This window comes from Caulobacter sp. GW821-FHT09B11 (assembly GCF_059418205.1).
In genome coordinates, this window is record NZ_JBWKPK010000029.1 from 30,139 (window position 1) to 56,174 (window position 26,036).

Annotated in this window: 26 protein-coding genes; 12 read left to right on the forward strand and 14 right to left on the reverse strand. The window is 69.9% G+C overall.

The window, feature by feature from the left end; all coding sequences use genetic code 11:
* Positions 1-141 precede the first annotated feature (141 nt).
* Together mdoH and AC07N1_RS19605 are read left to right on the forward strand one after the other, a co-directional pair.
* Entirely contained in the window at positions 142-2,136 is a 1,995-nt protein-coding gene (mdoH, locus tag AC07N1_RS19600; RefSeq protein WP_494673307.1) for a glucans biosynthesis glucosyltransferase MdoH, read from the forward strand.
* A 156-nt stretch (positions 2,137-2,292) separates the two neighbouring features.
* Positions 2,293-3,213 (forward strand): cobalamin biosynthesis protein CbiG, encoded by a 921-nt coding sequence (locus tag AC07N1_RS19605; RefSeq protein WP_494673308.1) that lies wholly within the window; start codon positions 2,293-2,295, stop codon positions 3,211-3,213.
* A 167-nt stretch (positions 3,214-3,380) separates the two neighbouring features.
* Here AC07N1_RS19605 and AC07N1_RS19610 read toward each other — a convergent pair whose 3' ends face one another.
* Together AC07N1_RS19610 and AC07N1_RS19615 are read right to left on the reverse strand one after the other, a co-directional pair.
* Positions 3,381-4,748: an MATE family efflux transporter gene (locus AC07N1_RS19610; protein WP_494673309.1), complete on the reverse strand. Its 1,368-nt coding sequence runs from the start codon at positions 4,746-4,748 to the stop codon at positions 3,381-3,383.
* A gap of 175 nt (positions 4,749-4,923) precedes the next feature.
* Positions 4,924-5,487, reverse strand: coding sequence for a nucleoside 2-deoxyribosyltransferase (locus AC07N1_RS19615; RefSeq protein WP_110121645.1), 564 nt, complete (start codon positions 5,485-5,487; stop codon positions 4,924-4,926).
* Positions 5,488-5,549: 62 nt separating this feature from the next.
* On the opposite strand from AC07N1_RS19615, the gene AC07N1_RS19620 reads away from it, so the two are divergent.
* A complete protein-coding gene (locus AC07N1_RS19620) occupies positions 5,550-6,350 on the forward strand; it encodes a CAP domain-containing protein (RefSeq protein ID WP_494673310.1) in 801 nt (266 codons plus the stop codon).
* Between the two features lie 34 nt (positions 6,351-6,384).
* On the opposite strand, the gene AC07N1_RS19625 is transcribed toward AC07N1_RS19620, so the two are convergent.
* The 4 genes from AC07N1_RS19625 to AC07N1_RS19640 all read right to left on the reverse strand — a co-directional run bounded on the left by AC07N1_RS19625 (position 6,385) and on the right by AC07N1_RS19640 (position 9,496).
* The gene (locus AC07N1_RS19625; protein ID WP_494673311.1) at positions 6,385-6,729 is read right to left on the reverse strand and encodes an ArsR/SmtB family transcription factor; all 345 of its coding nucleotides are present in this window, start codon (positions 6,727-6,729) and stop codon (positions 6,385-6,387) included.
* Positions 6,716-7,162 (reverse strand): SRPBCC family protein, encoded by a 447-nt coding sequence (locus AC07N1_RS19630; protein WP_494673312.1) that lies wholly within the window; start codon positions 7,160-7,162, stop codon positions 6,716-6,718. The genes AC07N1_RS19625 and AC07N1_RS19630 overlap by 14 nt, the downstream gene beginning before the upstream one ends.
* Positions 7,163-7,298: 136 nt before the next feature.
* Positions 7,299-8,318, reverse strand: coding sequence for a ketol-acid reductoisomerase (gene ilvC, locus AC07N1_RS19635; protein ID WP_494673313.1), 1,020 nt, complete (start codon positions 8,316-8,318; stop codon positions 7,299-7,301).
* A gap of 254 nt (positions 8,319-8,572) precedes the next feature.
* Positions 8,573-9,496: an RcnB family protein gene (locus tag AC07N1_RS19640; protein WP_494673314.1), complete on the reverse strand. Its 924-nt coding sequence runs from the start codon at positions 9,494-9,496 to the stop codon at positions 8,573-8,575.
* Between the two features lie 105 nt (positions 9,497-9,601).
* Here AC07N1_RS19640 and AC07N1_RS19645 point away from each other — a divergent pair, with 105 nt between their 5' ends.
* The 7 genes from AC07N1_RS19645 (at position 9,602) to AC07N1_RS19675 (ending at position 15,160) form a co-directional block, all read left to right on the forward strand.
* Entirely contained in the window at positions 9,602-10,156 is a 555-nt protein-coding gene (locus AC07N1_RS19645) for a DUF924 family protein (RefSeq protein ID WP_494673315.1), read from the forward strand.
* 81 nt (positions 10,157-10,237) lie between these two features.
* Positions 10,238-11,182, forward strand: a complete 945-nt coding sequence (locus AC07N1_RS19650) for a CsgG/HfaB family protein (RefSeq protein WP_494673349.1) — start codon at positions 10,238-10,240, stop codon at positions 11,180-11,182.
* A gap of 97 nt (positions 11,183-11,279) precedes the next feature.
* The gene (locus AC07N1_RS19655) at positions 11,280-12,119 is read left to right on the forward strand and encodes a thymidylate synthase (RefSeq protein WP_494673316.1); all 840 of its coding nucleotides are present in this window, start codon (positions 11,280-11,282) and stop codon (positions 12,117-12,119) included.
* Between the two features lie 44 nt (positions 12,120-12,163).
* Positions 12,164-12,682 (forward strand): dihydrofolate reductase, encoded by a 519-nt coding sequence (locus AC07N1_RS19660; RefSeq protein ID WP_494673317.1) that lies wholly within the window; start codon positions 12,164-12,166, stop codon positions 12,680-12,682.
* Positions 12,679-13,059 carry a hypothetical protein gene (locus AC07N1_RS19665; protein ID WP_494673318.1) on the forward strand — a complete coding sequence of 127 codons (381 nt, stop codon included), beginning with the start codon at positions 12,679-12,681 and terminating at the stop codon, positions 13,057-13,059. Before AC07N1_RS19660 ends, AC07N1_RS19665 begins: the two co-directional genes overlap by 4 nt.
* An 8-nt stretch (positions 13,060-13,067) precedes the next feature.
* Positions 13,068-14,168, forward strand: a complete 1,101-nt coding sequence (locus AC07N1_RS19670; RefSeq protein WP_494673319.1) for an NAD(P)H-dependent flavin oxidoreductase — start codon at positions 13,068-13,070, stop codon at positions 14,166-14,168.
* An 80-nt stretch (positions 14,169-14,248) separates the two neighbouring features.
* On the forward strand, positions 14,249-15,160 hold the full coding sequence (locus AC07N1_RS19675) for an SMP-30/gluconolactonase/LRE family protein (protein WP_494673320.1): 912 nt from the start codon (positions 14,249-14,251) through the stop codon (positions 15,158-15,160).
* Between the two features lie 130 nt (positions 15,161-15,290).
* Here the strand turns inward: AC07N1_RS19675 and AC07N1_RS19680 are convergent, their stop codons facing one another.
* The 5 genes from AC07N1_RS19680 to AC07N1_RS19700 all read right to left on the reverse strand — a co-directional run bounded on the left by AC07N1_RS19680 (position 15,291) and on the right by AC07N1_RS19700 (position 19,463).
* Complete coding sequence (locus tag AC07N1_RS19680) at positions 15,291-16,382, reverse strand: NADH:flavin oxidoreductase (protein WP_494673321.1); 1,092 nt, start codon at positions 16,380-16,382, stop codon at positions 15,291-15,293.
* Positions 16,383-16,682: 300 nt separating this feature from the next.
* On the reverse strand, positions 16,683-17,741 hold the full coding sequence (hisC, locus tag AC07N1_RS19685) for a histidinol-phosphate transaminase (RefSeq protein ID WP_494673322.1): 1,059 nt from the start codon (positions 17,739-17,741) through the stop codon (positions 16,683-16,685).
* Between the two features lie 73 nt (positions 17,742-17,814).
* A complete protein-coding gene (locus tag AC07N1_RS19690) occupies positions 17,815-18,105 on the reverse strand; it encodes a putative quinol monooxygenase (protein WP_494673323.1) in 291 nt (96 codons plus the stop codon).
* Positions 18,106-18,343: 238 nt separating this feature from the next.
* A complete protein-coding gene (locus tag AC07N1_RS19695) occupies positions 18,344-18,643 on the reverse strand; it encodes a hypothetical protein (protein ID WP_110117930.1) in 300 nt (99 codons plus the stop codon).
* 124 nt (positions 18,644-18,767) lie between these two features.
* Entirely contained in the window at positions 18,768-19,463 is a 696-nt protein-coding gene (locus AC07N1_RS19700) for a tellurite resistance TerB family protein (RefSeq protein WP_494673324.1), read from the reverse strand.
* A 295-nt stretch (positions 19,464-19,758) separates the two neighbouring features.
* On the opposite strand from AC07N1_RS19700, the gene AC07N1_RS19705 reads away from it, so the two are divergent.
* Positions 19,759-20,643 carry a hypothetical protein gene (locus AC07N1_RS19705; protein ID WP_494673325.1) on the forward strand — a complete coding sequence of 295 codons (885 nt, stop codon included), beginning with the start codon at positions 19,759-19,761 and terminating at the stop codon, positions 20,641-20,643.
* Positions 20,644-20,824: 181 nt separating this feature from the next.
* Here the strand turns inward: AC07N1_RS19705 and AC07N1_RS19710 are convergent, their stop codons facing one another.
* Complete coding sequence (locus tag AC07N1_RS19710) at positions 20,825-22,285, reverse strand: GH1 family beta-glucosidase (protein WP_494673326.1); 1,461 nt, start codon at positions 22,283-22,285, stop codon at positions 20,825-20,827.
* A gap of 117 nt (positions 22,286-22,402) precedes the next feature.
* Between AC07N1_RS19710 and AC07N1_RS19715 the strand changes: the two genes are divergently transcribed.
* A complete protein-coding gene (locus AC07N1_RS19715) occupies positions 22,403-22,969 on the forward strand; it encodes a Uma2 family endonuclease (RefSeq protein ID WP_494673327.1) in 567 nt (188 codons plus the stop codon).
* On the opposite strand, the gene metH is transcribed toward AC07N1_RS19715, so the two are convergent.
* Both metH and AC07N1_RS19725 read right to left on the reverse strand, forming a co-directional pair.
* Positions 22,966-25,641, reverse strand: a complete 2,676-nt coding sequence (gene metH, locus AC07N1_RS19720) for a methionine synthase (protein WP_494673328.1) — start codon at positions 25,639-25,641, stop codon at positions 22,966-22,968. The genes AC07N1_RS19715 and metH overlap by 4 nt on opposite strands.
* Positions 25,638-26,036: a DUF4259 domain-containing protein gene (locus tag AC07N1_RS19725; protein ID WP_494673329.1), complete on the reverse strand. Its 399-nt coding sequence runs from the start codon at positions 26,034-26,036 to the stop codon at positions 25,638-25,640. The genes metH and AC07N1_RS19725 overlap by 4 nt, the downstream gene beginning before the upstream one ends.

Sequence of the window (26,036 nt, forward strand, 5' to 3'; positions counted from 1 at the left end):
CGCCGGACTTCGTGCAACGCCAGACCCCTCCCTGAACGCAGCCGATCCCTAGCGGACCGGAGGCGTCCCGTGAAGGCGTTCGGCGTGAATCGAGGCTCTGAATTTCGTCCGACCACGGTCGGATCCACCGAGACGGACCCGATGACCGAACGCGGCGCCTTCTTCGACCTGGCCACCTCGACCCCGGTGGCCTTCGAAACCGTGATCTCTCCGCGCGACCGGGTCGAGATCCCGACCGAGGCGCCGCTGGCCATGCCGGTCCAGCCGCTGGGCTTCTGGCAGGGCGCGGCCCGCGCCGTGAGCACCCCGGGTTCGGAAACGGTCATGCGCCGCTGGGTGGTGTTCATCGCCACCGCCATCATGGGCGCGGCCGGCTGGAAGGCCACGTTCGACACCGTGGCCCTGGGCGGCGTCACCCGCCTGGAAGCCGTCTGCCTGACCCTGCTGGCCCCGCTGTTCCTGGCGCTCGCCCTGTGGTTCGTCACCGCCGTCGCCGGCTTCGTGGTGCTGCTGCGCACGCCGAAGGACCCGCTCGGCATCGACAGCAGCAAGCCCATGCCCAAGCCGCGCGCCCGCACGGCCATCCTGATGCCGGTCTACAACGAGGACGCCCAGGCGGTGTTCGCCCGCCTGCGGGCCATGGACGCCTCGATCGCCGAGACCGGAAACAGCCGCGCCTTCGACATCTTCATCATCTCCGACACCCGCGACGCGGCCGTGGCCCTGGCCGAGCAGGCCTGCTTCGCCCGCTTCCGCCGCGAGGCCTCGAGCCACGCCTTCTATCGCCGCCGCCCCGACAACGCGGGCCGCAAGGCCGGCAACGTCGCCGACTGGGTCGCGCGCTGGGGCGGCGACTACGAGCACATGCTGGTGCTCGACGCCGACAGCCTGATGACCGGCGACGCCATGGTCCGCCTGGCCGACGCCATGGAACGACACCCGGGCGTGGGTCTGATCCAGACCATGCCGACGATCATCAACGGCCAGACGATCTTCGCCCGCACCCTGCAGTTCGCCACCAAGCTCTATGGCCGCGTGGCCTGGACGGGCCTGGCCTGGTGGTCGGGTTCGGAAAGCTCGTTCTGGGGCCACAACGCCATCATCCGCACCAAGGCCTTCGCCCAGACCTGCGGCCTGCCCTCGCTGAACGGCCCCAAGCCCTTCGGCGGCGAGGTGATGAGCCACGACGCCCTGGAAAGCGCCCTGCTGCGCCGCGGCGGCTGGGCCGTGCACCTGGCCCCCTACCTGGAAGGCTCGTACGAGGAGAGCCCCTCGAACCTGCTCGACTTCGCCACCCGCGACCGTCGCTGGTGCCGGGGCAACGTCCAGCACGTGCCGCTGATCGGCCTGCCGGGCCTGCACTGGATGAGCCGCCTGCACCTGGTGATCGGCGTGCTCAGCTACGCCCTGTCGCCGATCTGGTTCGTGGCCCTGTCGGCCGGCGTGATCTCGCGGGCCCTGATGCCCGAGGTCAAGAAGGCCGCCTTCACGATGGCCGACCTGCAGGCCGCCGCCCACGCCCTGATCGACTGGCGCGAGATCCAGGCCACCGCCTGGGCGATGATCATCACCTTCGTGCTGCTGTTCGGCCCCAAGATCATGGGCGCCACGCTGATCTTCATGCGCAAGCACGAGATCAAGGGCTTCGGCGGCCGCCGCCGGGTGATGGCGGGCCTGGGCGTCGAGATGCTGCTCTCGGCCCTGGTCGCCCCGATGCTGATGTTCACCCAGACCCGCGCCCTGGTCGAGATCCTGGCCGGCCGCGTCGGCGGCTGGAGCGCCCAGCGTCGCGACGCCGACAAGGTCGCCTTCAAGGAAGCCTGCGCCGCCATGGGCTGGATCAGCGCCACGGGCCTGGGCCTGGCCGCGATGTTCTGGTTCACGCCGGACCTCTTGACCGCCACCGCCCCGATCCTGGCCGGCCTGATCCTGGCCGTGCCGCTGACCATGCTGGGCGCCAGCAAGGCCGCGGGCCTGGCGGTGAAGGCCAATGGCCTGTTCATGACCCCCGACGAGCGCACCCCGCCGGCCATCGTCCGCGCCGCCCTCGGCCCGGTCTGCGAGCCGCCGGTCCGCTGGAAGGTCGGCAAGGTCCCGGCCGCGCCGCTGGCGACCGCCGAGCAGAACGCGGCCTGAAGCCGCTTCGCCCCGATGTGAAAAGCCCCGCCCTCACCGGCGGGGCTTTTTGTTTTCGGCCGACCAGAAACAGCTACTCAAGCTTCGCAACGTCTGGCGGCTCGCCCTCCGGGGGAGTAGAAGCGCGCTTCGTTTGGATTTGACGGAGCCTTCGCCGTGTCGCGGCTTTTCAGCGCCTATGTGATCGTCGACTGGAGCGCGGCGGCCAAGCCGACAACGGGGGCGGATTCCGTCTGGATCGGCGTGCTCAAGCGCGACGTGCGCTTCCGCCTGACCTTCGAGAGCTACAATCCGGCCACCCGCAACGAGGCCGAGGCCAAGATCGCCGTCATCCTCGACGACCTGAAGAAGCGCGGCGAGCGTGCGCTGGTGGGCTTCGACTTCCCGCTGGGCTTCCCGCGCGGCTTCTCCCAGGCGCTGAACCTGCCGGGCGAGACGCCCTGGCGCGCGGTCTGGGACCAGCTGAACAAGATGGTCAAGGACAAGGCCGACAACACCAACAACCGCTTCGGCGTGGGCTCGGAGATCAACCGCCGCCTGACCGGCGGGCCGTTCCCCTTCTGGGGCTGCCCGCCCAAGGACGCCCTGACCACCCTGCAGCCCAAGCGCACCCGTGAGCATGGTCCGGACGACCTGCCGGAGTTCCGCCACGCCGACGTGGCCGCCCAATCTTCCATTCAAGGAGGGGGCGCGCACTCGATCTGGAAGCTCTATTACAACGGCTCGGTCGGCGGCCAGGCGATCATGGGCATCCCGGCGGTGCGCCGCCTGAAGGACGCCCGCGGCGAGCCCGTCCGCGTGTGGCCGTTCGAGACCGGCTTCAAGGCCCTGACCGAGGCCGACCTCGACGGCGTCGACGTGGTCGTGGCCGAGGTCTATCCGTCGCTGGTCAAGGCCGTCCCCGGCCCCGGCGAGATCAAGGACCTGGCCCAGGTGCGCACCCTGGCCGAACACTTCGCCAAGCTCGACGAGGCCGGGAAGCTGGCCGCCCTGTTCGGCCCGGGCAAGGACGCGCCGGAGAGCCTGGTGAACGAGGTCCAGACCGAGGAAGGCTGGATCCTGGGGGCAAGCATCTGATCCCTCTCCCCTTGCGGGAGAGGGTGGCCCCGCAGAGCGGGGTCGGGTGAGGGGTCGCACGAACAGAAACGCCGCGACGGCTGATCGGCTGTCGCGGCGTTTTGCGTCTGAGAAACCCCTCATCCGTCGTCCTTCGGACGACACCTTCTCCCGCAGGGGGAGAAGGATCAGCTCTTGCGATCCAGCATCCGATACCGCCCCAGCAGCATCGCGGCCGCCGCGAAGCTGGTGACGATCACCGACCAGACGATGCCGTTGACGCCCATCTTCATCGGCAGGGCCAGCCACCAGGCCAGCGGCCCCATGATCAGGGCGTAGGCGACCATGTGGGTGCCGGCGGGGATCCAGACCTCGCCGCGCGCCCGCAGAGCCTGGGCGCAGACCACCTGCACGGCGTCGGGCACCAGGAACAGGCAGGTCAGCACCAGGGCCGGCGCGATCAGGGCGATGGCGGCGGGATCGGCGGTATAGGCGCCGGCCACCAGGTGGCGCAGCGGATAGAGCAGCAGCGCCACCACCAGCGAAAACACCGCCGTGACGCCGAACGCGATCCAGCCGGCGCGGCTCATGCCCTCCGGATCACGCGCGCCGTGGGCCCGGGCGACCTGCACCGCCGTCGCGGTGGCCAGGCCCAGCGGGACCATGAAGATCACCCCGGCCACGTTCAGCACCACCGCCCAGGCCGCGACGTTCAGTCCGCCCAGCCAGCCGGCCACCAGGCTCATGCCGGCGAAGGCCGAGACCTCGAACAGGTTGGACGTGCCCGCCCCGTAGCCGACCCGGCGCTGCTCCTTCTCGGCGGCGCGATCCAGGGCGGGCTTGTCGAACACGCCCAGCGCCCGGGCGTCCTTCAGGCGGACGATGACCACCGCCAGCATGATCGTGAAGGCGGTGCGGGCCACGAAGGTCGCCCAGGCCGCGCCGACAGCGCCCAGCGCCGGCAGCCCCATGACGCCGGGCACCAGCAGCAGGTTGACCCCCAGATTGATCAGGTTGGCGATCCACATCGTCACCGTCACCAGCCCCGGCCGGCCCAGGCCCTCCAGCCAGAAGCTCAGCGCCACGCTCAGCGCATAGGGGGTCAGCGACAGCGAGAACACGATCAGCGGCGCGGTCGCGCCGTCGGCCAGGGCCTCGTCGATGCCGACGTGGTGCAGCAGCGGCGGCGCGGCCAGGGCCAGCAGCACCGAGCCGGCCAGGCCCAGCCACAGGCCATACTTCACGCCCCGGCGCAGCACCGCGCCCGCTTCGTGCAGCCGCCCCGCACCGAGCGCCCGCGAGCCCATCACCTGGGTCCCGGCCAGCAGGCCGACCGTCACGGTGACGAACACCGAGGTCGGGGCCCAGGCCATGGCGTGGAAGCCCAGCTGCTTTGCCGAATAGTGGCCCACCACGATGGCGTCGGTCAGGCCCATCACCATGATGCCCAGGCGCGACAGCACCACCGGCCCGGCCAGGCGCAGCAGTTCGATCAGGTCTGAGACGATGACGCCGCGCGACTTCCCGGAAGCCGGCGCGGCCGCGGGACGCGACATGGGTGGAGCCTTTCGAAACGGGGCGGGAAGGTGGCCGATGCGCGATGGGAGGGCAAGGGGCGGCGAGCCCCCTCCGGCCCTCCGGGCCACCTCCCCCAGAGGGGGAGGATCTTGAGCGCCCAGATGCTCCCCCTTTTGGGGGAGCTGTCGCGGAGCGACTGAGGGGGCTCTCCCCCTACTCCGCGTACAGCCGAAGCGCCTGCAGGCACATCTCCAGCCCGGTCAGGTCGTGCAGCGGCTCGGGCGTTACGATGACGAACAGACGGCGCGCTTCGGCCCACAGCATGACGCTTTCGGGCAGGCCCAGGTCCTCGACCACGCAGCCGTCCTCGTCGCGCCAGATCCCGTCCTCGCCGCGCTCGGCGCCGACCAGCACATCGACCCGGTCGACATATTCGGCCAGGCTTTCGTCCTCGACGTTGAGATAGGCGAAGATCGGCTTGCCCAGCCCCGCCAGCACCCCGGCCTCGAAGGCCGTGGCGGCGTCGCAGGACGGCCCGCGCCAGGGGGTCAGGTTGACGATCGCCGCATCGGCCCGACGCAATTGGGCCATGCGCTCCATGTAGAGTTCGCGGGCCTGGATCTCGGAGCTGAACTCGTCGCCGGGCGCCGGCTGGGCGCCGGAAAAGGCCGTGAAGCCGGCGTCCAGGCACAGGGCCTTGCGCCGCAGGTCTTGGGCTTCTGCATCGGGGAGCCAGGCCTCGGGGCCGGCCAGCCAAAGGGAACGGACAGGTCGCATCCGGCCTTAGAGCGGACGACCGGCGTGTCCTGTCAACTGTATTGGAGCCAAAGCCCGCCCCGATGACCGCCCTTCCCCGCCGAACCGTCCTCAGCCTTGGCGTCGCGGCCCTCTTCCTGCCTGGGCTTGCGCAAGCCGCCCCGGCCCAGACCTGGCTGGCCTACGAGCGCCGCCTGCGCGACCAGCTGGCCGCCCGGCGCGGCGACTTCGACGCCGATTTCGAGCGCGAGCTGCAGGGCCAGGGCGACGCCTTCCGGCAGGCGCGCCGCCTGCCGCCGCTGACCTTCGACCCGGGCCTGGCGCTGGCCGCCCGCGCCCACGCCGCCGACATCGCCCGCACCCGCCTCTACGACCACGTTACGCGCGAGGGCTTTGGCCCCGCCGCCCGCGTCGGCCTGCTGGCCCGCGACCTGGTCGGCGCTCCGGCCGAGAACATCGCCATGCGCCGCAACGCCTCCGGCCAGGTTCGTCCCGACCAGATCATGGGCCAGTGGAAGTCGAGCCCCGGCCACCGCGCCAATCTGCTGGCGCCGGGCCTGACCCACGTCGGCTACGCCGCCCTGCGCGACGGGCCTGAGGTCATCGCCGTCGGCGTCTATGCCGAGGTCTCGGCCCGCCTGGCCGCCCCCGCCCCGCTGCGCGCGCCCTCGGTCGAGGCCATCGCGGCGGCCCTCTCCCGCGCCAGCCCGCGCATCGACCAGTTCTCGCTGTCGGACCCCGGCGGCGAGGTGCTGACCCAGACCTATGTCGAGCGCCCCCAGCCGGTCGCCATCCCGCCCGGCGCCTGGCAGCTGCGGCCGCATCTCTCCAGCGGCGCGCACCGCTATCAGGTGGCCTGGGGTCCGGTGGTGGTGCTGGGGTAGGCGGCGTACTCCCTCTCCCATAGGGAGAGGGGCGTTACACCCCCTCCACGAACGCCTTCAGCCGTCCGAGGGCGTCGTCCCAGCGGGCCGAGACCGTGTCGAGCCAGGCCCGCGCCTCACGCACCTGCTCGGGGCGATAGGCGAACCGACTCTCGCGGCCTTCGCGCAGGCTGGCGACGAGCCCCGCCCCCTCCAGCACCCGCAGGTGCTTGGTCACGGCCTGGCGGGTGATGTCGCCGCCGCTGGCCAGGGCCGAGATCGAGCGGGGCCGGCCGTCGCTCAGCCGGTCCAGCAGGGCCAGGCGGGTGGGATCGCCCAGGGCGGCGAACACGACGGCCGGATCGGGGGCGTTCGGCGCCCCGGCCTCAAGCCTCGACATGGGCCTTGATGTTCTCGACCTGCTGGGCCCAGCCGCCCTCGTTCATGCGGAAGGCCTCGTCGCGGCGATGGGCCGGCACGGCGTCGAAGCCGCTCTCGATCACGTCCAGCCGCACGCCCTGCCCTTCCGGCGTCAGCAGGAACTCGACCAGGGTCGGGGTCTCGCCCGAATAGTCGATCTCGGGGTCGATCGCGTAGGGACGCCAGTGGAACGCCAGCCGCCGCATCGGCTCGACGGCCACGACCTGCGCCCGCCACTGGATATGCTCGTAGCCCGGATAGGTGATGTGGCCGGTCGAGGCCTCGCCGGCCACGAACGGCCCGTCCAGCTTGACCCGGAACCAGGCCCCGAACTGCTCGTGGTCGGCGATGGCGCTCCAGACGCGCTCGAGCGGCGCGTTCAGCACGATGGTCTTCTCGATGCGGTCGGTCATTTCAGCAACCTCCTGGTTGCCCGACCATGACTCCGGCGCGCGACATCCGCAACCATATGATTGCATGATGACCCAAACGAAAAACGGCGGGCCCTTGCGAGCCCGCCGTTTCCGTCTTCAGCCGTGAGGCGGAAGCTTAGTTCTTGGTGACGTCCACCAGCTTGTTCTTGGCGATCCACGGCATCATGCCGCGGAGGCGCGCGCCGACTTCCTCGATCTGGTGCTCGGAAGCGCGACGGCGGGTCGCCTTGAAGGACGGCTGGCCGACGGCGTTTTCCAGCATGAAGTCACGGACGAACTTGCCCGACTGGATGTCTTCCAGCACGCGCTTCATCTCAGCCTTGGTCTCGGCGGTCACGACGCGCGGGCCGGTGACGTACTCGCCGTACTCGGCGGTGTTCGAGATCGAGTAGTTCATGTTGGCGATGCCGCCTTCGTAGATCAGGTCCACGATCAGCTTCAGCTCGTGCAGGCACTCGAAATAGGCCATTTCCGGCGCGTAGCCGGCCTCGACCAGCACTTCGAAGCCGGCGCGGATCAGCTCGACCGTGCCGCCGCAGAGGACGGCCTGCTCGCCGAACAGGTCGGTTTCGCATTCCTCGCGGAAGTTGGTCTCGATGATGCCCGAGCGGCCGCCGCCGATGGCCGAGGCGTAGGCCAGGCCGAGGTCGTGGGCGTTGCCGGTGGCGTTGTGGTGCACCGCGATCAGGCAGGGCACGCCGCCGCCCTTCTGATACTCGCCACGCACGGTGTGGCCCGGGCCCTTCGGCGCGACCATCAGCACGTCGATGGTGTCCTTCGGCTCGATCAGGCCGAAGTGGACGTTCAGGCCGTGGGCGAACAGCAGGGCGGCGCCGTCACGGATGTTGGGGGCGATGTCGTTCTTGTAGATCGCGGCCTGGTGCTCGTCCGGCGCCAGGATCATGATCAGGTCGGCCCAGGCGGCGGCTTCGGCCACCGACAGGACCTTCAGGCCTTCGCCTTCGGCCTTCTTGGCCGAGGGCGAACCCGGGCGCAGGGCGACGGCGACGTTCGAGGCGCCGCTGTCACGAAGGTTGAGGGCGTGGGCGTGGCCTTGGCTGCCATAGCCTACGATGGCGATCTTCCGGTCCAGGATGCGGGCGAGGTCGGCGTCGCGGTCGTAGTAGACGCGCATGATTTCTTCTCCAGGACTGGTCAATCTGGCCGCATCGCGCACGGCGAAGCGACAAAGGCCGGGCGTTTGAGCGTTTTTTTGCCGTTTCGTCAAGGCGAAGCCGGCAAAAGCCTGTGTCGCGAAAGCCTCTGCGGTCAGGTTTTTAGACCGCGGGCGCGAACTTGCCCACCACCGCTCGTCGAGCGCGCGCCCCGAATGCGAAATCGCCGCCCTCCGGAGACCGGAAGGCGGCGATCAAGAGCCCCGTCGGGCTGTCACCAGAAGAGGTCGTAATAGACGCTCAGCACCTGGCCGGACCAGACGTCGACCAGGACGGCGTCACCGCCGACCCGGACCCACTCGCAGCCGATCGGCGGCATCGGCAGGCCGTAGCGGTACCAGTCGAGATAGTACGAGCTGCCGTACCAGCCGCCCGGCAGATAGTCGCCGAAGCTCCAGCGGAACGAATACCAGCCGCGCGGATAGCGGTAGGCCGGCGCGCGGTAGCGCTGGGCCGAACGGTAGCTGGGCCGCCAGCGACGCTGGTCGTACTGCGGACGGCCGTTGTCGCGGTCGCGCCAGCGCTGGTCGCCGGGGCGTTGCGCGCCGGGACGGGACCCGCCGCGATCGCCCTGCCAGCCGCCGCCGGGACGGCCGCGGTCGTCGTTACGGTCGTTGCGGTCGGGACGCCGGTCGTCGGGACGGCGATCGCCGCCCTGCGCGCCGCTGGGACGGTAGTTGCGGTCGGGGCCGCGGTCTCCACGATCCTGGCCGCCGCGATCTTGGCCGCCGCGATCCTGGCCGCCCCGGTCCTGACCGCCCCGATCGGGACGATCGCCCCGGCCTTGCCAACCGCCGCGGTCGCCGCCGCGATCGGCCTGGGGAGCCTGGGGCGCCTGCTGGGCCGGACGGGCCTCGGGCGGACGCTGGGCCTGGGGCGCGCCGTCGTTCACACGGCCGCCGCCGCGCCAGCCGCCTTCCTGGCGATCGCCCCGGTCGGGACGTCCGCCCTGCTCGCCGCCGCCCTGCTGGGCGCGGCCGCCTTGATCGCCGCCGCGCGAACCGCGATCCGGACGCGCGGGGCGATCCTCGCGATCGCTCCGTTCCTGCTGTTGGGCGGCCACGGCCGCGATCCCGGCCTGCGCCGCCGCGCCGCCCGTCAGCGACAGGATCATGGCGGCGGTGATCAGACGTTTCATTTCCAGCTCCAATAGGCCTTGCGCCGGCCCGTGGCTCATCCCTTGATTCCAGTGTCGCGCTCGGCGCATGAACCGCAATTGAACGAAACCCGCAGCGAGGATTCGATGGCCGCGCAGCCCCAGGACATTCTTGGCTTCTGGACCCAGGCCGGACCCAAGAAGTGGTTCGAGAAGAACCCCGCGTTCGACGAGGCGATCCGCCTGAAGTACGAACCCACCCACCACAAGGCCGCGCGCGGCGACTATGACGACTGGCTGGAAAGCCCCGAGGGCGCCCTGGCGCTGGTCATCGTGCTCGACCAGTTCCCACGCAACCTCTACCGCCGCAGCGGCCACGGCTTCGCCACCGACGGCAAGGCCCGCGCCGTGGCCCGCGTCGCCATCGCCGCCGGCTTCGACCAGGAGGTCGCGCCCGAGCTGCGCTATTTCTTCTACCTGCCGTTCGAGCACTCCGAATCCCTGGCCGACCAGGAGCTGTGCATCGAGCTGTGCGCGGGCCTGCAGGCCGACACCGGCGACGAGGGGCCGATGAAGTGGGCCCTGATCCATCGCGACATCATCGCTCGCTTCGGCCGCTTCCCCCACCGCAACGTCGCCCTGGGGCGGGAAACCACGCCCGCCGAGCAAGCCTTTCTCGACGAAGGCGGTTTCGCCGGTTAGGCGAGCTTGGCGCGCGTGCAATCGTTACTGTAGTGTCCGCACGCAATTTCCGAGGGCTCTGGAGGGTTCGTTCCCATGTCGATGAAGAATAGCCTGCTGGCGGCGGGCGCTGTCCTGTGCGCGATCGTTCCGGCCGAAGCCTTCGCCCAGGCCAAGGCCAGCAAGGCCCAGCAGGCGCAGACCCAGGCCGTCGCCGAAGTGCCGCGCTGCACGCGGAAGCTGGGCACCCTGTCGATCATCGACGGCGACGATCCCCGCGGCTGGACCCAGTACAACCTCGCCTCGCCGCAGAAGCTGCTGCGGGCCATCGTCCAGAAGTCGGGCTGCTTCAACCTCGTCGATCGCGGCGCAGGCCTGAACGCCGCCCAGATCGAGCGCAACATCGGCGGCAATCTGGGCCTGCAGCGCGGCTCCAACGTCGGCCAGGGCCAGATCAAGGCGGCCGACTACGTGCTGGTGGCCGAGGTCCAGGCCAGCGACAGCAACGCCGGCGGCGGCGCGGTGGCCGGCGCCATCGGCGGCCTGATCGGCGGTCGCGCCGGCGCCCTGGTCGGCGGCATCAAGACCAAGAAGCTGGAAGCCAACACCGTCCTGTCGCTGACCAACGTGCGCACCACCGAGACCGTGGCCGTACAGGAAGGCTACGCCGTGAAGAACGACATCGGCTGGGGCGCGGGCGGCGGCATCGGCTTCGCCGGCGCCGTGGGCGGCGGCTACGAAGACACCGAGATCGGCCGGATCATCACCCTGGCCTTCATCAACAGCTACTCGAAGATGGTCGGCGAACTGGGCCTGGTCGGCGACAGCCCCGCCGCCGCCCAGAACGCCCCGGCCAAGACCTTCGTGGCCACCCGCGTCGTCAACATGCGCGCTGCGCCGGTCGCCGCCGGCAAGCTGATCCGCGCCCTGCCCGCCGGCGCCATCGTCTACCCGACCGGCAAGAAGCAGGACCTGTGGTGGGAAGTGGCCGACGAGAACGACAATGTCGGCTGGGTGCTGAACACCGGTCTCGAACCGTCGAAATAGGCGTCTTCGCCACCTGAGCTAGAACGCCCCGCCGGATCGCCGAGCGGGGCGTTTTTGTGATTGGCCACGGGCTCGATTCGTCGCGATTGTGCGCCCCATGATCACCGCCGTTCTCGACGCCCCGAAAGCCGCCACCGACCATCCCGAGCGCCAGTATCTCGGCCTGCTCGCCGATATCCTGGAAAACGGCGTGCAGCGCGGCGACCGCACCGGCACCGGCACGCTGGGCGTCTTCGGCCGCCAGATCCGCTTCGACTTGGCCAAGGGCTTCCCGGTCCTGACCACCAAGAAGCTGCACCTGCGCTCGATCATCATCGAGCTGCTGTGGTTCCTGCGCGGCGAGACCAACATCGCCTGGCTCAAGGACAACGGCGTGCGCATCTGGGACGAGTGGGCCGACGAGAACGGCGAGCTTGGCCCCGTCTACGGCAAGCAGTGGCGCTCGTGGGCCACCCCGGACGGCGGTTCGATCGACCAGATCGTCAATCTGGTCGAGGGCCTGAAGACCAATCCCAACAGCCGCCGCCACATCGTCTCGGCCTGGAACCCGGCCGACGTCGAGGACATGGCCCTGCCGCCCTGCCACTGCCTGTTCCAGTTCTTCGTCGCGGACGGAAAACTGTCCTGCCAGCTCTACCAGCGCAGCGCCGACGTCTTCCTGGGCGTGCCGTTCAACATCGCCAGCTACGCCCTGCTGACCCTGATGGTCGCCAAGGTCGTGGGCCTGCAGCCGGGCGAGTTCGTGCACACCTTCGGCGACGCCCACCTCTATCTGAACCACCTGGACCAGGCCCGCGAGCAGTTGGCCCGCGAGCCCAAGCCGTTCCCGACGATGAAGATCGCCGACAAGACCGACCTCTTCGCCTTCGCGTACGAGGACTTCCAGCTGGAGGGCTACGAGGCCCACCCGCACATCAAGGCGGCGGTCTCGGTCTGAAACCCGACCTTCCGGATCGGGCGGCGGGCGGCTAAGAGTCGCCCATGACCGCCCCCATCCTCACACTCGGCCCCGTGGCCCGCTCGCTCAACGGCGTCATCGGCCGCGACAACGACCTGCCCTGGCGGCTGAAGTCGGACCTTGCGATGTTCAAGGCCGCCACCCTGGGCAAGCCGGTGATCATGGGCCGCAAGACCTGGGACAGCCTGCCCCGCAAGCCCCTGCCCGGCCGGCTGAACATCGTGCTGACCCGCGACCACAAGTTCGAGGCCGAGGGCGCCGTGGTCTGCGACACCTGGATGGAAGCCGTGCAGATCGGCAAGGAGCAGGCCGCCGAGGACGGCGTCGAGGAGGTCTGCGTGATCGGCGGCGCGGCCCTGTTCGAGCTGGCCCTGCCCCGCGCCAAGCGAATCTACGTCACCGAGGTTCAGGCCGAGGTGCAAGGCGACGTCCACTTCCCCGCCTTCGACGAGAACGCCTGGACCGAGGTGCGCCGCGAGGAGCGCCCGGCCGGCGAGGGCGACGACTTCCCGTTCGTGTTCCGCGTGCTGGAACGCAGATGAGCGCCCCGCTGATCGCCGCGATCCTGCTGGCCCAGACGGCTGCGACGCCCGCCGCGCCGTCTCCGGCCGACGTCCGCCAGGCCGCGCGCGACAAGGCCGCCGAGATCGCCGTGGTCCAGGTCCAGCACGTGGGCGTGCCGCGCGGCGTGCGCGGTCGCTGCCTCGTCGTGGCCAAGGTCTATCGGGCCGAGCCGGGCGTGAAGCTGGCCGTCGGCCGCACCCTGCGCCTCAATGTCCCCTGCGCCGCCCCCGGCGCCAGCGGATCGGACGTCGAGCACGGCGTCGACCAGATGGCGCTCAAGCGCTCCAGCTACGGCCGGGCCTTCTTCGACGCGCGGCTGAAGCTGATCGCCTACGACCTGTTCGACCTGAACTGAGAGCGCCCATGAGCACCTGGACCGACCGGCGGCTGATCGACCTTCTGGGCGTGGCGGCGCCGGTGCTCCAGGCGCCGATGGCGGGCGCCGGCACGCCGGCCATGGCGATCGGCGCGGCCCGTGGCGGCGGCCTGGGGTCCCTGCCCTGCGCGCAGTACACGCCCGACCAGGCCCGCGAGGCGATCGCCGAATTTCGGGCCGCGGTCGACGCGCCGCTGAACCTCAACTTCTTCGCCCACACGCCTCCGGCCGCCGATCCGGCGCGGATGATGGCCTGGCGCGCGCGCTTGGCGCCCTACTATGTCGAGGCGGGCCTGGATCCGGCCCCACCCCCGCCCGCCGGCGGCCGCGCCCCCTTCGACGAAGCCTTCTGCGCCCTGGTCGAGGACCTGCGCCCCGAGGTGGTCAGCTTCCATTTCGGCCTGCCCGAGGCCGGCCTGCTCGACCGGGTGAAGGCGGCGGGGGCCAAGGTGCTTTCGTCGGCCACCACGGTCGCCGAGGCCGTCTGGCTGGAGGTCAACGGCGCCGACGCCGTCATCGCCATGGGAGCCGAGGCCGGCGGCCATCGCGCCGTCTTCCTGCCGGGCTTCGGCCCAGGGATCGACAAGGCGATCGACAAGACGATCGACAACCGCCTGGACAGCGCCGCCCAGCCCGGCCTCTTTTCCCTGCTGCCGCAGGTGGTTTCGGCCGTCTCGGTTCCGGTGATCGCGGCCGGCGGCATCGCCGAGGCGCGCGGCGTCGCGGCCGCCCGGGCCCTGGGCGCGTCCGGCGTGCAGGTCGGCACGGCCTACCTCTTCACGCCCGAGGCCAGGATCCCGCCGGCCCACCGCGCCGCCCTGGACGAGGCCCGGGACGACAACACCATGATCACCGACCTCTTCACCGGCCGCCCGGCCCGGGGCGTCGCCAACCGGCTGATGCGCGAGGTCGGGCCGATCGGCGGCGAGGTCGTGCCGCCCTTCCCGCTGGCCGGCGGCGCCCTGACGCCGCTGCGCCGGGACGGGACCAATCCCGACTTCACCAACCTGTGGGCCGGCCAGTCGGCGCGGCTGGCCCCGCGCGGCCTCAACGCCGAAGACCTGACCCGGCTGCTCGCCGACGCCTGAGTGGGTTGCGGCCCGGTTCAAACGACCGTTTACTCCCATGCAGCGTCCAGCAGAGGCGCACATCCTGGGAGCGAGACGACATGGACCTGACCCTCGTCGCCGAAGGCCTGCAATTCCCCGAAGGCCCGATCGCCATGGCCGACGGCTCGGTGCTGCTGGTCGAGATCCAGCGCCAGACCCTGACCCGCATCGCGCCGGACGGAACCCGGACCACCGTCGCCGACCTGCCCGGCGGTCCCAACGGCGCGGCGATCGGCCCGGACGGCGCGGTCTATGTCACCAACAACGGCGGCAGCTTCGAATTCTTCGACATGGGCGGGCTGAACATCCCCGGCCCCACGCCCGCCAGCCACCAGGGCGGCTCGATCCAGCGGGTGGATCTCTCCACCGGGGCGGTGACCACGCTCTACGAAGCCTACGACGGCAAGCGGCTGGTCGGTCCCAACGATCTGGTCTTCGACAAGCAGGGCGGGTTCTGGTTCACCGACCACGGCTGCTCGACGCCCGAGGGCCGCAAGTACGGCGCGCTCTACTACGCCCGGACCGACGGCAGCCATATTGTCCGCGCCCGCGACCACCTGATCTCGCCCAACGGCGTTGGCCTGTCGCCAGCCGAGGACGTGGTCTATGTGGCCGACACCATGCTGGGACGCCTATGGGCCTTCGACGTCGTCGCCCCCGGCGAACTGGCCCCGCCCGCCCCGCTCCAGCCCGGCCGCGTGGTCTGCAACCTGCCGGGCTACCAGCTGCTCGACAGCCTGGCGGTCGAGGCCGACGGGCGGGTCTGCGTGGCGACGATCATCAACGGCGGGATCACGGCGTTTTCGCCCGACGGGACCACCGAGCACGTGGCGGTTCCGGACGTGATCGTCACCAACCTCTGTTTCGGTGGTGCGGACCTGCGAGACGTGTGGATCACCGGATCCGGGACCGGGAAGCTCTGGCGCGGGCGGTGGGAGCGGCCGGGGCTGAGGCTGAACTTCAACGGCTGACCGCTTCGCGGCCCCCTCAGTCGCTCCGCGACAGCTCCCCCAGAGGGGGAGCATCTTGGCGCTCTGGATCCTCCCCCTCTGGGGGAGGTGGCCCAGAGGGCCGGAGGGGGCCGCCGCAGGCGGCTACAGCCTAGTACAGCACCCCCAGCGCCTCGCGCGAGAAGCTCTGCAGCTCGTCATTGCGCCCATCGCGGATCTTCACCACCCACTCCGGATCCTGCAGCAGCGCCCGGCCGACGCCGACCAGGTCGAACTCGCCTCGGTCCAGGCGTTCGAGCAGGCCGTCGATCGAGGCCGGCTGGCTGCCTTCGCCGCCGAAGGCCGCGATGAACTCGCCCGACAGGCCCACCGAGCCGACGGTGATGGTCGGGGCGCCGGTCAGCTTCTTGGTCCAGCCGGCGAAGTTCAGGTCGCTGCCCTCGAATTCCGGCTCCCAGAACCTGCGTTGCGAGCAGTGGAAGATGTCGGCGCCGGCGTCGGCCAGCGGCTGCAGCCAGGCTTCCAGCAGTTGCGGGGTCTCGGCGTTCTTCACCGCGTAGTCCTGCTGCTTCCACTGCGACAGGCGGATGATCACCGGATAGTCCGGGCCGACGGCGGCGCGGACGGCTTTCAGGATCTCGGCGGCGAAGGCGCTGCGCTCGGCGATGGTCGGGCCGCCGAAGGCGTCGCCGCGCAGGTTGGTGCCGTTCCAGAAGAACTGATCGATCAGGTAGCCGTGGGCGCCGTGCAGCTCGATGGCGTCGAAGCCCAGGCGCTTGGCGTCGGCGGCGGCCGTGGCGAAGGCGGCGATGGTGTCGGCGATCTCGGCGTCGGTCATCGGCTCGGTGAACGGCGAGCCGCCGGCCTTGGACACGCCCGAGGGGCTGTCGATCTTGCCCAGCACGTCCTTGCCCTTGGCCGAACCCACGTGCCACAGCTGCGGCGCGATCAGGCCGCCGGCGGCGTGGACGTCGTCGACGACCTTCTTCCAGGCCGCCAGCTCCTTCTCGCCATGGAAGCGCGGGATGTTGGCGTCGTTCAGCGAGGCGTCCCGGGCCACGCCCGTGCCCTCGGTGACGATCAGGCCGACCTGGGCGGCCGCGCGGCGGGCGTAATAGGCCGCCACATCGTCGGTGGCCACGCCGCCGGGCGAGAACGACCGAGTCATCGGCGCCATCACCACCCGGTTGGGCAGCTTCAGCGACTTGAACTCGAAGGGCTTGAAGAGGGCGTCGAGGGCCATGCGGGCGCTCCAGCAGGAGTATGAACCGGCGCGATCCAAACACTTGTTCGGAGCGACCGCCATGCAGAAATACTGCAACGGTCGTTGTATCTGGTGCGGCCCGTACGGAAAGAAAACCCCTGCCCGCCAATTAGCCCGTCATCCCGGGCGAAGGGCCGCGAAGCGGACCACAGACCCGGGACCCAGGGGCCGCCGCAATGCGACAGCCGGCGCCGGGCGCTTGATCCAGCCGCCGAGCCCAGCCCCCTGGGTCCCGGCTCTTCGCTGCGCTCCGGCCGGGATGACGGTGATGGGGAAGTCCTACCCCAGGATTTCGTCCAGCGCCCCCAGCAGGCGGTCGATCTGGCCGTCCATCCCGACCGTGATCCGCAGGTGATCCCCGATGCGCGGCGCATCGAACCGGCGGACGATGACCCCGCGCGCGCGCAGTTCCGCCGCCAGCTCGGCGCCGGGCCGCGAGGCGTGGCGGGCGAAGACGAAGTTGGCCGACGAGGCCGGGGCGGAAAAGCCTCGCGCCTCCAGCCCCTCGACCAGGCGCCGGCGGCCGGCAATCACGCGGGCGCGGCTGTCCTGGAAGAAGGCCTCGTCCTCGATCGAGGCGAGCGCGCCGGCCTGGGCGGGACGGCCAAGGGGATAGGAATTGAAGCTGTCCTTCACCCGGGTCAGCCCCTCGATCAGGGCCGCATCGCCTATGGCGTAGCCGACCCGCAGGCCGGCCAGGGCCCGCGACTTCGACATGGTCTGCACGACCAGCAGGTTGGGATGGTCGGCGACCAGCGGGATGGCGCTGTCGCCGCCGAAATCGACATAGGCCTCGTCGATGACCACCGGCTTGTCGGGATGCTCGGCCAGCAGGCGGGCGATCTCGGCGCGGGTCAGGGCCACGCCGGTCGGGGCGTTGGGGTTGGCGATGATGATCGCGCCGGACGCTCGGCGATAATCGTCGATCCGCACCGACAGGTCGTCGGCCAGCGGCACGGTCTCGTAGGCGACGTCGAACAGCCGGCAGTAGGTCGGATAGAAGCTGTAGGTGATGTCGGGGAACAGCAGCGGCGCGTCATGCCCCAGCAGGGCGCGGAAGGCGTGGGCCAGCACCTCGTCCGAGCCGTTGCCGACGAACACCTGATCCACGGCCACGCCGTGATAGGCGGCCAGGGTCTCGCGCAGCGCGCTGGAGGTCGGATCGGGATAGAGCCGCAAGGCCTCGCCCGCCGCCGCCGCGATCGCCTCGACGGCCTTGGGCGAAGGCCCATAGGGGCTTTCATTGGTGTTCAGCTTGACCAGGTCGGCGATCTTCGGCTGCTCGCCCGGCACATAAGGCGACAGCTTGTGGACCAGCGGGCTCCAGAAACGGCTCAAGGTCTTGCTCCAAACGGCTTTCGCCGTCGGGATGCGCGAACCGGCCGGGGCCCGTCAAGCGCGGGCTTGCGCCCTACTCCACCGCGTCGAGATATTCGATCTCCGGACGGCCGGCCATGAACGGCCCCATGGCCGCGCCGGCGGCCTTGAAATAGTCGGTGCCGCCGTGGTGCTTGAGAGCGTCTTCCGAGGCGTAGAGCTCCAGCACCTTGTAGACGCCGGCCTCGCTCCTGGACTTGGTCAGCTGATAGACGATCGCCCCCGGCTCGTTGGCCTTCACCTTGGCGGCCAGGCCCAGGAACACCGCTTCGAACTCGGACGTCTTGTCCGGCTGGACCTTCAGGGTCGCCACCACGCCGATCATGCTCGCCTCCCAACGTTTGTTTGAAAGGCAGGTTGGACGAGCGAGGGCGAGTAAGGCAAGCGTTTTGACACGCCCTCTCCTCCCGTCATTCCCGCCCTTGTGGCGGGAACCCCTGGTTCCATTCGCACGTGAGGCGCCAGCGGATCGCCGGCGATCCGCCCCTAATGCCCTTGCGGCTGACAGAGGGTTTCCCGCCACAAGGGCGGGAATGACGGGAGATGGTGAAGTCGGGTGGCGGCTACCGCCGCTCGTTCCAGCCGTAGGCGACCCACGAGTGGCCGCCGACGTTGCGGGCTTCGATCAGGTTGGGATCGGCGTTGGCCTTGGCGTGGGCGTGGCGGCGGCCGCGCAGGGCGAAGGCGGCCAGGCCCAGCAGCGCGGTGGCCATGAAGCCGACCACCACCAGGGTCGCGGCGAACACGACGGCGACGATGGCGGCCACCGAAACGGCGATCGCCGTGGCCACGCCGCCGATCACTCCAGCCAGGCCGCGCCAAGCCGAAGACTGCGTCGCGCCGATGTTCGCGCCCAGGGTCATGGTCATCGTCGTCCTCGATCGGCGCCGGAGCGCCCAGAATCTCCGTCCTCGCCCCTTAGGTTGGCTTCGGAGGTCTGAACGTCAACTGAACACCCATTGGGTTCAATCACAAAGACTTTTCCGCTCAACCCGCGGCGGCCAGTCCCAGTTCCCTGCGCTCGCGCATGACGGTGGTGAAGGCGGCGTTGATCGCGGCCGCCTTGGCCTCGGCCACCTCGATGAACTCGGCCGGCAGGCCGCGGGCGCGGGCCCGGTCGGGGTGGGCGTCCGACAGCGCCAGCTTCCAGGCGCTGCGCACGGCCGCGTCGTCGGCGTCGGCCGCCACGTCGAGGATCACATAGGGATCGTCCGCCTCCGCTCCCAGGTGGGTGGCGCTGAGGCGGCGGAAGGCCAGCGGCGACAGGCCGAACAGCGCGGCCACCCGCTCCAGGTAATCGAGCTCGTCCTGGGTCACCGCGCCGTCGGCCTTGGCGATGTGGAACAGGCCGTCGAGCACGTCTTCCAGGAGCTGCGGACACGAGCGATAGCGCTTGGCCAGCCGCTTGGCGTAGCTCTCGAAGCCGTGGGTGGTCTGGCGGGCCAGGTCGTACAGGCGGTGGATGTTCTGTTCGGAGGCCGGATCTGGATGGAAGACCTGCGAGAAGGCCGCGAACTCGTGGCCGTCGGCGCTGCCGTCGGCCTTGGCCAGCTTGGCGCCCAGCGCCGTGACCGCGGTCGAGAAGGCCGGGTCCTGTCCCGGCGGTCCGGGCGGGCACTCGGCGCACTCCGCCAGGTCCAGACGGCGGGCCGCGATGCTTGCGATGTTGCGCCAGAAGGTCATGCGGAGGGGTCTTAAAAGCCGGCCGGTCCTGGGAGATACGGATCCGAACGTCTCCAGGATGACGCTCCGGAAGCGCCTCATAGCACACGCCTCGCGGCGGACCCACCCGGCGATTGCTGCGCCGCACATGTAAACTTGTTCAGAATCGCCGCGAACTTCGGAGCCATCCGGCGGCTTCGTCGTTATGGCTGAGCTTGAAGCGCCGCTTCGTCCTGCCGGCGCCATGCTGCGGTCCCATTGCGGCCCGAAATGATCTAGTCAGTCCGCTGACGCTACCGAAAGGATTCCCGGCCGTATGGCGACCGCTCTTCTCTTCGCCCTCGCCCTGATGGCGCAGGACGCGCCCGTGACCACCGCCGCTCCGCCGCCGCGCACCCAGCCCGCCGCGACGCCGCCCAACGACGAGTACGGCTACATCGCCTGGTGCTACGGCGCGCTCGGCGGCTACATCGAGCTGTACGATCGGGTCATGCCCGAGGTGACCCGGATCGAGAAGGCCTTCCCCGGCCCCGACGGCGCGGCCGCGGCGCTGAAGGAATATCCGGCCATGCGCACCCAGGCGCGCTCGGACCTCAGGATCTACGCCTCGGCCATCACCGCCGCCGAAAAGGCCAGCCCGCGCCCGATCTCGGAATACGGCGCGGCGGCGATGAAGAAGGGCCGCTCGATCTGGGGCGGCTCGGAAAGCGTCGACAAGGCGCGCCTGGCCCAGGTGTGGATGAGCTGGTCGCCGCCCGGCGACTGCGAGACCCGCGCCAAGGCCCTGGAAAGCAAGTCCAACCTGTTCGGCCAGGCCCTGAACTACAACGTCAAGAGCGCCGTGCCGGCCCAGCCCGAGCCGGAAGCCGCGCCGGAACCGACCCAGCCGCCCGTCGAGGAGCCCGCCGCGCCCGCAGAAGCGCCCGCCGCCAAGGTCGAGGTCTCGGCCCCCACGCCGGCGCCCAAGGCCGCGGTGCAGAAGCCGGCCGTCCAGAAGCCCGCGGCGACCAAGCCGGTCGTCGCCAAGCCCGTGGCCGCCCCGGCGGTCAAGAAGCCCCTGGCCGCGATCGGCGCGACCCCGGCCAAGCTGCCGGCCAGCCGCGAGATCATCATCGACCCCTCCAACCCGCAGGCCTGCGCCGGCAGCCTCCTGCCCGCCAAGCGCGGCGGCAAGGACGTGCTGATCTGCAAGCCGGACTGAGGATTTAGCTCGGTTCCCTTTCTTCCCGTCATTCCCGCCCTTGTGGCGGGAACCCCTGGATCCGCTCGCACGTGAAGCGCAAGCGGATCGCCAGCGATCCGCCCCATGCGCACCTGCGGCTGAAAGAGGGGTTCCCGCCACAAGGGCGGGAATGACGGGCGGAACGGAAAGCGGCTTCTCGCTAAGGCGCCGTCGGCAACACACCGCTCCGCACCAACGCCGCGTACCACGCGTAGGACGCCTTCGGCGTTCTCACCCCGGTCGCCCGGTCGTGGGTCACCAGGCCGAACTTCGAGCGGTAGCCCAGCGCCCATTCCCAATTGTCGATCAGGCACCAGGCGAAGAAGCCCTTCACCGGCGAGCCCGCCTCCATGGCCGCCTTCACCGCTTGCAGGTGCCGGCGCAGGAAGGCGATGCGGAAGGTGTCGGCCTGGATGCCCGGCCCGTCGCCGAACGGGTCCGAGCAGCCGTTCTCGGTGACGAACACCGGAGGGTTGCCGTACTCGGTGCGCAGCCGCGCCAGCACCTCGGCCAGGCCCGAGGGATCGACATGACGGCCGAAGGCGTCCAGCTCCACGCCCTTGGGCGGCGCGGCGGGCGCGATCTTGCCAGGCGACAGCGGCGCCAGGCGCATATAGGCTGGCGCGTAGTAGTTCACCCCCATGAAGTCGACCTTCTGGCGGATGGTCGAAAGATCCTCAGAACGCACCCGGTCGCCCAGGAACTCGTCCATGGCGTCGGGATATTCGCCCTTCAGCAGGGGATCGAGCCACGCGCGGTTCCACAGGGAGTCGAGCCCGTCCGACGCCAGCCGGTTCCAGAACGCCAGCCCGCCGCCCGCCGGCCGGCAGGGCTGCAAGGCTAAAGTGGTGCCGATCGACAGGTCGCCCTTGGCCGCGCGCAGGGCCTGGATCGCCAGCCCTTGCGCGAGGTTCATATGGTGGGTCACCGGCCCCAGCAAGGCGACGTCCTTCAGGCCTGGCGCATGCTCGCCCGTGACGTGGCCGAACACCGTGTGCACGGCCGGCTCGTTGAGCACGATGATGCGTTTGAGCCGATCGCCCAGCCGCTCGCCGACCAGGGCGGCGTAGTCGGCGAAGGCCTGGGCCGTGTCGCGCGCCGCCCATCCGCCGCGATCCTGCAAGGCTTGCGGCAGGTCCCAGTGGAACAGCGTGGCGTACGGCGTGACGCCCTTTTCCAGCAGGCCGTCGATCAGCCGGGCGTAGTGATCGACACCCGCCTGGGCGATGGCCCCTGCTCCGGTGGGCAGCAGCCGCGACCACGAGATCGAGAACCGGTAGCCGCCCAGCCCCGCCCCGGCCACCAGGTTCACATCGTCGGCCCAGCGGCGATAGCTGTCGGTGGCGACCTTGGCGTCGGAGCCGTCGACGATCTTGCCCGGCAGGTCCTGGAACACGTCCCAGACGCTGGGGCCTCGCCCGTCGGCGTCGGGCGAGCCTTCGGTCTGGAAGGCTGCGGTGGCGGTTCCCCAGACGAAGTCCTTGGGAAAGTCGCGCGTCTTCGGCTGCACATCACCGGGCCGCTGCGTTCCGCAGCCCGCCAGTCCCGCCGAAAGCCCAGCCGCCGCTCCCCCGACCGCCAGCGCGCCCAGCGCCCGGCGGCTGACGCCGCTGCCGTCCATGTTTCACCCCCAGCCCCGGATCGGAGGTCCAGGCCTCCGTTGAGGCCAGCATGCACTCGAAGACCGACGGTTGGCCAGAGGTCTGCCCTCGGTGGACGATCGTGTTAGGCTCTGCTCATGAACGCCCCGGTCCGCCCCCCGCTCGACCTGCCCCATCGGCTGTTCACCACGGAAGACGTCTTCCGCATGGTCGAGGCCGGCGTGCTTGCAGAGAACGAGAACATCGAGCTGATCGACGGGGAAATCCTGGTCATGGCCGCAAAGAAGAACGACCATGAGATCGTCAAGAGCGCGCTGGTCGAGTGGTTGGCCAAAGCCATGCCCGGCGACTTGCGGATCGGCGTCGAGACGACGCTGTACCTGACCGAGCGGCTGTTCGTCGAACCAGACGTGATGCTCTATCCGCGCCGGCTCAAGCCGCAGGACCTGAGCGGCGGGGACATCACGTTGCTGATCGAGGTGGCCGACGAGTCACGCGCCTACGACCTGAGCGTCAAGGCCGGGATCTACGCCCAACACGGCGTGGCCGACTATTGGGTCGTCGACGTGGTCGCCCGAAGCGCCGTCATCCACCGGCGGCCGTCCGACGACGGCTATCGTTCGGTGGAGGTGGTCGAAGGCGATCTACAGGCCCTGCTGCTGCCTGACCTGAGGATCACTCTCGCCACGCTGTTCGCGGACTAGGCCGCCTCACCCCGCGCCCGGGCCAGGGGATCATAGTTCAGGATCGGCGACAGCCAGCGCTCGGTCGTGGCCAGGTCCCAGCCCTTGCGGCGGGCGTAGTCCTCGACCTGGTCGAAGTCGATCTTGCCGACGCCGAAATAGTGGCTCTGCGGGTGGCTGAAATAGAGGCCCGACACGGCCGCGCCGGGGCTCATGGCGAAGCTCTCGGTCAGGGCCATGCCGGTGGCGGCCTCGGCGTCGAGCAGGCGGAACAGCGTGCCCTTCTCGGTGTGGTCGGGCTGGGCCGGATAGCCGGGGGCCGGGCGGATGCCGACATACTTCTCGGCGATCAGGCGATCGGCGTCGAAGCCCTCTTCCGGCGCATAGCCCCACAGCTCGACCCGGGCCTTGTGGTGCAGCCACTCGGCGAAGGCCTCGGCCAGGCGGTCGGCGAGCGCAGAAGCCATGATCGCCGAATAGTCGTCGCCGGCGTCCTTGAATTTCTTGACGATCTCGTCCTCGCCATGGCCGGCGGTGACGGCGAAGCCGCCGACATAGTCGGCCGGGCCGCCGACGGGCGCGACGAAGTCCGACAGGGCCAGGTTGGCCTTGCCCTCGCCCTTACCCTTGTCCATCTGCTGGCGCAGGGTGTGCAGGCGGGCGATCTCGACGGTGCGGGTCTCGTCGGCATAGAGGACGACGTCGTCCTCGACCGCCTGGGCCGGCCAGAAGCCGATCACGCCCTTGGCCCCGAACCACTTCTCCGCGATCACTTTCTCGAGCATCACGCGGGCGTCGCGATAGAGGTCGGTGGCGGCCTCGCCGACCACGTCGTCTTCCAGAATCTGCGGATAGCGGCCGATCAGCTCCCAGCTGGCGAAGAACGGCGACCAGTCGATGAACGGCTCCAGCTCGGCCAGGCTCGGCTCGAACACCCGCGTGCCGACGAACGCCGGCTTGGGCGGCGCATAGCCCTTCCAGTCGATGGCGAACCTGCGCTTGCGGGCCTCGCCGATCGGCGTGCGGGCCTTGACCGTCTGGCCGCGCGCGTACTGCTCGCGCACCTTGACGTACTCGGCGCGGGTCTCGCCGATGATCCGGTCGCGCTCGCCTTCCGACAGCAGGCCCGAGACCACGCCGACGGCGCGGCTGGCGTCGACCACATAGGTGGTCGGGCCGCGCCGATAGGCCGGCTCGATCTTCACCGCCGTGTGGGTGCGGCTGGTGGTGGCGCCGCCGATCAGCAGCGGGATGTCGAAGCCCTGGCGCTCCATCTCGGCGGCGACGAACACCATCTCGTCCAGCGACGGGGTGATCAGGCCCGACAGGCCGATCATGTCGACCTCGTGCTTCTTGGCCTCGTCGAGGATGCGGTCGGCGGGCACCATGACGCCCAGGTCGATGACCTCGTAGTTGTTACACTGCAGCACGACGCCGACGATGTTCTTGCCGATGTCGTGGACGTCGCCCTTGACGGTGGCCATCAGCACCTTGCCGGCCGCCTTGCGGACCTGGCCTTCCTTCTCGGCCTCCATGAACGGCATCAGCCAGGCCACGGCCTGCTTCATCACGCGGGCCGACTTGACCACCTGGGGCAAGAACATCTTGCCCGCGCCGAACAGGTCGCCGACGACGTTCATGCCGTCCATCAGCGGGCCTTCGATCACGTGCAGCGGACGGTCGAAGGTCAGGCGCGCTTCCTCGGTGTCGGCCTCGATGAACTCGGTGACGCCGTTGACCAGGGCGTGGGTGATGCGCTCGCCGACCGTGCCCTCGCGCCAGGCCAGGTTGACCTGCTGGGCCGCGCCCTTCTCGCCCTTGTAGCCGGGCGCCATGTCGACCAGGCGCTCGGTGTTGGAGACGTTGGTCCGCTGCGGGCGGTTGAGGATCACGTCCTCGACGGCCTCGCGCAGCACCGGGTCGATGTCGTCATAGACCGGCAGGTCGCCGGCGTTGACGATGCCCATGTCCATGCCGGCGTTGATGGCGTGGTACAGGAACACCGAGTGGATCGCCCGGCGCACCGGCTCGTTGCCGCGGAAGCTGAACGAGACGTTCGACACCCCGCCCGAGATCCGGGCGTAGGGGCAGCGGATCTTGATCTCGCGCGTGCCCTCGATGAAGTCGACGGCGTAGTTGTCGTGCTCCTCGATCCCCGTCGCCACGGCGAAGATGTTGGGGTCGAAGATGATGTCCTCGGGCGGGAAGCCGACCTTGTCGACCAGGATGCGGTAGGCCTTCTCGCAGATCTCGATCTTGCGGGCGGCGGTGTCGGCCTGACCGACCTCGTCGAAGGCCATGACCACCACGGCCGCGCCGTAGCGCAGGCACAGCTTAGCCTGCTCGATGAACTTGGCCTCGCCTTCCTTCATCGAGATCGAGTTGACGATCGCCTTGCCCTGCACGCACTTCAGGCCGGCCTCGATCACCTCCCACTTGGAGCTGTCGATCATCACCGGCACACGGGCGATGTCGGGCTCGGCCGCCATCAGGTTCAGGAAGGTGACCATCGCCTGCTCGCTGTCGAGCAGGCCTTCGTCCATGTTGACGTCGATGACCTGGGCGCCGGCCTCGACCTGCTGGCGGGCGACCGACAGGGCTTCGCTGAAGTTGCCTTCGACGATCAGCTTCTTGAACTTGGCCGAGCCGGTGACGTTGGTCCGCTCGCCGATGTTGACGAAGACAGGTCTCATTGGAATGCGCCCAGGATAGCTTGCAGGCCGGCGATGTGGGTCAACCAGCCGTCGTGACCGTCGCCCTCCTGCCAGAGTTCGTCGAGTTCGGAGGCCGGGCCGACCACGCGGGCCAGCGCCGCCCTGGCCAGGGGGGCCGCGCCTTGCGGCGGCGCCCCGAGTTTCGTCTTCAGGTCCTGATGGTCGGCCGGCAGCAGCGCGGCCTCGCTCAGCGCCGCGGCGACCACCGCGGCGGCGGCCACGGCCATCTCGGCCTCGGGCGCTTCTAGATAGCCGGCGGCCTTGGTCACGTGGTCGAGGATCAGCACCACCGCGCGCCAGTCGGGCGCCTCGGCCAGATCGGCGACGAAATCGGCGGCTTCGTCGTTTTCGAAGGGTCCGTTGTCCCAGGCCAT